A 5489-nucleotide genomic window follows, 5' to 3' on the forward strand; every position below is an offset into this window, starting at 1 on the left:
TAAGAAAATGTTGGGTAAAGGTCAATTCCCTATAAACGTAGTATTAACAGGGGAAAGCAGGAAGCGGCCAGGTCATTTATCCACCTGTTGTGGATTTTCAGTTTTCTGAAATTGTTAAACGATCAATATCTTTGGGATAACTTATGATATTATTATTTTTAAAATGTCATAAATAGAAAATTTCGGTTATCATTGGTTCCGGGAGTGACAGGCATTATCATAAAAGCATCTGCAATATTTTTGTATTGGGAATGAAATGATGATGGTGGCTTCTGCTCATCGCCATCCTGATAAAGCAAGAGAGTTGTGTATAACCGCCCAGGAAAAGGGTTTTGGCTTAGTTATTGCCGCAGGGGGAATGGCAGCAGCCTTACCGGGAGTTGTATCAGCTTACACTTCGCTGCCTGTTCTTTGAGTTTCTTTAGATGGTGTTTTAGCAGGTGATGCTGATAAAGATATCGCCGCTAAAGTAGAAGCCTTCAAACAGAACGGGTATAGAATTTAGTGATAGCTTAACAATTGCGTCTTCCAGGTTATACAAGATTTAAATATATTCGGATTGAAAAATACCGATCATTTCCTGGACAATTAAACCTTAGAATCATTGACTGAATCCATTATCAATTTAGACAGTATTAATCCCATTGAGTTTTTCGGCGTTAACAACGGAAAGCTTGATCTGCTGAAAAAGAAATTCCCATTGCTTAAGATCCTGTCCAGGGGCACCCAGTTAAAATTGAGTGGGGCACCGGAAGAAGTGGCTACTGCGGAGGAAAAAATCGGTCAGATCGTTAAATACCTGGAGCGGAACGGGAACCTGACGGAGAACTATTTTGAACAGATTCTTGGAGATGAGGAAGGCACCAAAGTCGACAATTTCAGCGAGCGTAATCCTAATGAAGTATTGGTGTTTGGCCCCAACGGCAGAACCGTAAGGGCCCGTACGTCCAATCAGAAAAAGATGGTGGCGCTGGCGGAAAAGAACGACATCATTTTCGCAATAGGTCCTGCCGGTACCGGTAAAACCTATACCGCCGTAGCCCTGGCGGTTCGTGCCCTCAAAAACAAGGCAGTTAAAAAGATCATTCTAACCCGCCCTGCGGTGGAAGCAGGTGAAAGCCTGGGCTTCCTGCCGGGAGATCTCAAAGAAAAGATCGATCCATACCTGCGGCCATTGTACGATGCGCTGGATGATATGATCCCTGCCGAAAAGCTCAGTTACTACATGACCAACCGCGTCATTGAAATTGCACCACTGGCGTATATGCGTGGACGTACCCTGGATAATTCCTTTATTATCCTCGACGAAGCGCAAAATGCCACCGACCTGCAGATCAAGATGTTTCTAACCCGTATCGGCGCATCTGCACAGGCCATCATCACCGGTGACCTCACACAGATAGATTTACCCAAGAATCAGCAATCCGGTCTGGAAAGGGCTACCCGTATCCTTCGTAACATTGATGGTATCGGGCATGTGGAACTTGATGAGGAAGACGTGGTAAGACACCGCCTCGTAAAAGCCATCATCAAGGCTTATGAAGCCAATAAAGAAAAATAAAGCATTTTGATATCCGGTCATTTTTGATACCTGGTTATTTGCCTGGCCGTAAAACGGCCACCAGGCAAGTAACCAGGTATCAAAATAGCAATAATCTGAATATTTAACTCTTTGTTAACGGCGATTGCCGTAAGTTCACCTGTTTTTATCCGAGGGAAACATTCAGTCTGAAGCCTGTGAATGTGCTGAGCTATAGCTGATCGACTTTGCAGTATTGAAGTTTACCCCTATTTTTGTTGTGATATATTATAATTTATCGACCGCATGACCAATTTTTTTCGAATCATGACACTGGCATTGATTACAACATTGCTGTTAGGCAGTTGTAAGAAAAGGGCTTCCCCGGAAGAGGTGGCGCTGGCGTTTATGCATGCGATTCAGGATTCGAACTACGACCAGGCCAGGGATTATGCCACAAAAGAATCCCAACAGGTATTACAGATCTATGCCATCTTCGACGGCCGCCGCAGCGGTGCTGAAAGAGAAAAAATTAAAAACGCCCATATCGAGGTAGTCAATATCGAAGAAAACGGCGATAAAGCAGCGGTTACTATACTCAATTCCTCCGCCCATCAGAAAGAAGTCCTGCAGATGGTGAAAGAAAACGGTCAATGGAAAATTTCCCTGACGTTCGATAGCATCATCCCCAATTACACGCCCCAAACCGGTGGTAATGCTGCCCTGGATTCCACTGCTGCACCAGCCGACAGCGCCCCTGTCAACGGCCTTACGGTGCCAGGAAACTAAATAATTACCCACTCTTTTGTATTTTACACAAAAAGGAAAGGATAATTTTTAGCTATTAACGGCTAGTTCCCTTAATTTTGCCACGCATTAATGATGCGGATGTGTGGCTTATTCCTGTTTTTACTTACCGGAAACCTGACCATATCTTCATGAAAAGTGAGGTGAGTACTTTATTCACTTTTCAACATTAATCCAATATTGAACAATAAACCTTAAAGTAAAGTAGATTATTATGATGACAAATCCCTGGCACAGTGTAAGCCCCGGCTCTGAAGTGCCAAATGTTGTAAATGCAATTATAGAAATTCCAAAGGGATGCCGAGCTAAATATGAACTGGATAAAGAAAGCGGTTTGCTGAAACTGGACCGGGTCTTGTATTCTTCTGTATACTATCCTGCCAACTATGGCTTTATTCCTCAGTCTTACTGCGATGACCATGATCCGCTGGATATCCTGGTGATCTCCCAGATCGAATGTGTGCCCATGTGTATCATCGACGCCAAAATAATCGGTGTAATGCAAATGATAGACGGCGGCGAAGCAGATGACAAGATCATCGCAGTAGCTGCCAACGATATGAGCGTAAACCACATCAACGATATTACCGAATTGCCACCTCACTTCATCGACGAAATGCGCCATTTCTTCGAAGAATACAAAAAACTGGAAAAGAAAACCGTTGTGGTGGAAGAGTTCCAGAACAAAGAGAAAGCAAAACAGATCATCCTCAAGAGTTTTGACGACTATCGCAAGATCTTCAAACAAAGTTGAGTGTATCGCCTTCGGCGATGCGCGGATTTTGTCTGACTCAGGATTAAACTGATTACGCTGATTACCCTGATTTGATTACTTTGGATTTAAAATGATTTTGGGAGATTTAAGCGAATAATTCCGCCTAAATCTCCCAAAATCATTTAATCATTACAAAATCAAATCAGAGTAATCAGCGTAATCAGTTTAATCCTGAGTCAGACAAAATCCGCGTATCGCCGAAGGCGATCCTCAGAAATACCGCTTTATAATGCGCAGGTGGTGCGTACGCAGCCCTGAATCTGCATTAATGATCCCTTCGTTGTCTATCGGGTCTATACGTACTTTGCCGGAGGAGTGAATGATTTCATGATCGTTCAGCAAAATACCTACATGCGTTATCCTGCCTTCCCCGTTATCAAAGAATGCCAGGTCTCCCAGGCGCCCTTCCTGCAGGAAGTCAACAATACGCCCCTGTGTAGCCTGCTGCCACGCATCTCTCAAAAGCGGGATACCAGATAGCTTAAATACATGCTGGGTAAAGCCGGAACAATCCACTCCAAACACGCTGATGCCTCCCCAGAGATACCCCGTGTTCAAAAACTTCATTGCGGCGTCTTTTAACGCGTTAATATCCACAGCCGCGGGGTTGGTAAGCGGAAGCGGCTTATCTTCAAATTTTACCGTAATATTTCCCCATTGCGTGGAAGTATTGCTGTTGCCCTTCACCAGGCAACCAAACGGCACCAGCATGAGCCTGTCGTTCATGATAACCCGGTTCACCCAGCCCGGAAAATAAAAGGTGGCGGGCGCCAGGTACAACTCCTCCTCCACCTGCTCCAGGTGGGCGGCTGTAGCCCAGCCGGTATATCCGTCGTATTGATTCGTTATCTTCACCCAACCGTCGGCAGCCGTTTCAACGATTTCCACTGCAGCTCCCCAGAGCAACTGGGAAATCATCTCGCTTTTATGTGAAGCAGTACTCCTTAAAGGCGCAACTGGCACAATGACAATAGCGTATGGCATATTAATTGTATAAATCCGTTTTATTATTCAATAATCTTATGCGCTGAATGAACTTTTTCTGCTTTTGTACGTAAATATAAAGTAATAAGTTTATGCAACAACAGTTAACCAATTTATCAGACAAGGAGTTAATATCACGCGCCAGGAAGCAACTTGACCGCGAGGCAGAAGGCGTATTGATGGACAGGTACAGTCATTTACTGGTTGCTGTTACAATTCCCCATCTGAATAGCCAACCTAATCTTGACCCCAACGTTGTTTTCCCCACCCTGCTGCAAAGATTAAGCGCCAGCCTTAAAACGCAAACTATTTATAAAGTCAGTGAATGGCTGCTGCATATACAAAAAGGCTACATGGGGAAACCTGAAAAAAATACCCCCTTCTATCCATCCCGCGACGGCAGAGACCTTCTGCATATCGAGAATACGGTAGATAAAGCCGCCACTAACATCATTGACCGCCAGGACCTCATTGTACGACTGGAACAGGCGCTACAGCGGTTAAGTGCCGACGATAATGCACTGATCACGCAATTCTATCTCGAAAATAAATCCTTTGCCGACCTTACAGCTGCCACCGGGCTCCCCCGGGAAAAGTTAAGATCGCAACTCAAAGCCGCCAAAGGAAAACTTGCCAAGCTATTTATGAACCAGGGATATGTTAAGTAACAAACCGAATAATGAGAAAGTACTGAAGATCTTTTCTGCCATCCGGTGCCTCAGCAGGGACCAGCTGCCCCGTTATATGGACGGCAGGCTGACCGATGTGGAAAGACACCTGGTGGAACAGCATCTTACCGACTGCGACCTGTGCTATGACGCATTAAGCGCACTGGAGAAAGAGGAAAATACAGAGCGATACCAGGACTTTACCAATAAGCTCCAACGCTACGTGCAAAACAGCGTACAACCTGTTTCACATGTACAAAAGGTAGCACAGTACACCCGCAAGGAAAAGAACAAGGAACATATGCTCACCTATTTCTGGGTCCTTGCTTTTATTGGTTTGGGCATAGGCAGCGTGTATGTATTGCGCGGGCATATGCGGAACCAGCCCCCCGTACGCATTATGGCGGCAGCGGCGCCCCAAAAAGATTCTGTACAGGAAGAAGTAGCCACCGGTGTTCCACTGGTTACAGCCGCGCAAAATGATCCTGTACCAACACCCGCGCCGGCAGCCCCGGCTACCGGAACCACCGCAAAACCAGTGGCAGCTGCAGTTCACGTGGACTCTGCCGCCCTAAAAAGAGCCGCTGCCTTAAAGGCACAGCAAAAGAAAGTTGCCGCAGATAGTCTTAAAAAACAAGCGCTGCTGCAAAAGCAAGCCGACTCACTTAAAAAAGACGCTGCCGATAAAGCCACCGCCAAAGCAAAAGAAGAAGAGAAAAAGCCGGAACCAAAACCA

General features: G+C 45.4%; 7 protein-coding genes. 6 read left to right on the forward strand and 1 reads right to left on the reverse strand.

The features are described 5' to 3' along the window. The first annotated feature begins 244 nt into the window (after positions 1–244). The 4 genes from VN105_RS29715 to VN105_RS00660 all read left to right on the forward strand — a co-directional run bounded on the left by VN105_RS29715 (position 245) and on the right by VN105_RS00660 (position 3080). Positions 245–415 carry an AIR carboxylase family protein gene (locus tag VN105_RS29715; protein ID WP_414647215.1) on the forward strand — a complete coding sequence of 57 codons (171 nt, stop codon included), beginning with the start codon at positions 245–247 and terminating at the stop codon, positions 413–415. A 189-nt stretch (positions 416–604) separates the two neighbouring features. Next, positions 605–1561, forward strand: a complete 957-nt coding sequence (locus VN105_RS00650) for a PhoH family protein (protein WP_325636919.1) — start codon at positions 605–607, stop codon at positions 1559–1561. A 264-nt stretch (positions 1562–1825) separates the two neighbouring features. Continuing rightward, on the forward strand, positions 1826–2308 hold the full coding sequence (locus VN105_RS00655; protein WP_325636921.1) for a DUF4878 domain-containing protein: 483 nt from the start codon (positions 1826–1828) through the stop codon (positions 2306–2308). A gap of 232 nt (positions 2309–2540) precedes the next feature. Further along, the gene (locus tag VN105_RS00660; protein WP_325636923.1) at positions 2541–3080 is read left to right on the forward strand and encodes an inorganic diphosphatase; all 540 of its coding nucleotides are present in this window, start codon (positions 2541–2543) and stop codon (positions 3078–3080) included. A gap of 231 nt (positions 3081–3311) precedes the next feature. Here the strand turns inward: VN105_RS00660 and VN105_RS00665 are convergent, their stop codons facing one another. Continuing rightward, positions 3312–4085 (reverse strand): SH3 domain-containing C40 family peptidase, encoded by a 774-nt coding sequence (locus tag VN105_RS00665; RefSeq protein WP_325636925.1) that lies wholly within the window; start codon positions 4083–4085, stop codon positions 3312–3314. A 92-nt stretch (positions 4086–4177) separates the two neighbouring features. On the opposite strand from VN105_RS00665, the gene VN105_RS00670 reads away from it, so the two are divergent. Then, positions 4178–4753: a hypothetical protein gene (locus tag VN105_RS00670; protein WP_325636927.1), complete on the forward strand. Its 576-nt coding sequence runs from the start codon at positions 4178–4180 to the stop codon at positions 4751–4753. After that, positions 4743–5489: zf-HC2 domain-containing protein (locus VN105_RS00675; RefSeq protein ID WP_325636928.1), on the forward strand; the 747-nt coding region annotated here is incomplete at its 3' end. The genes VN105_RS00670 and VN105_RS00675, both read left to right, overlap by 11 nt.

The sequence above is a fragment of the Chitinophaga sp. genome (genome assembly GCF_035564935.1).
Taxonomy (GTDB): domain Bacteria; phylum Bacteroidota; class Bacteroidia; order Chitinophagales; family Chitinophagaceae; genus Chitinophaga.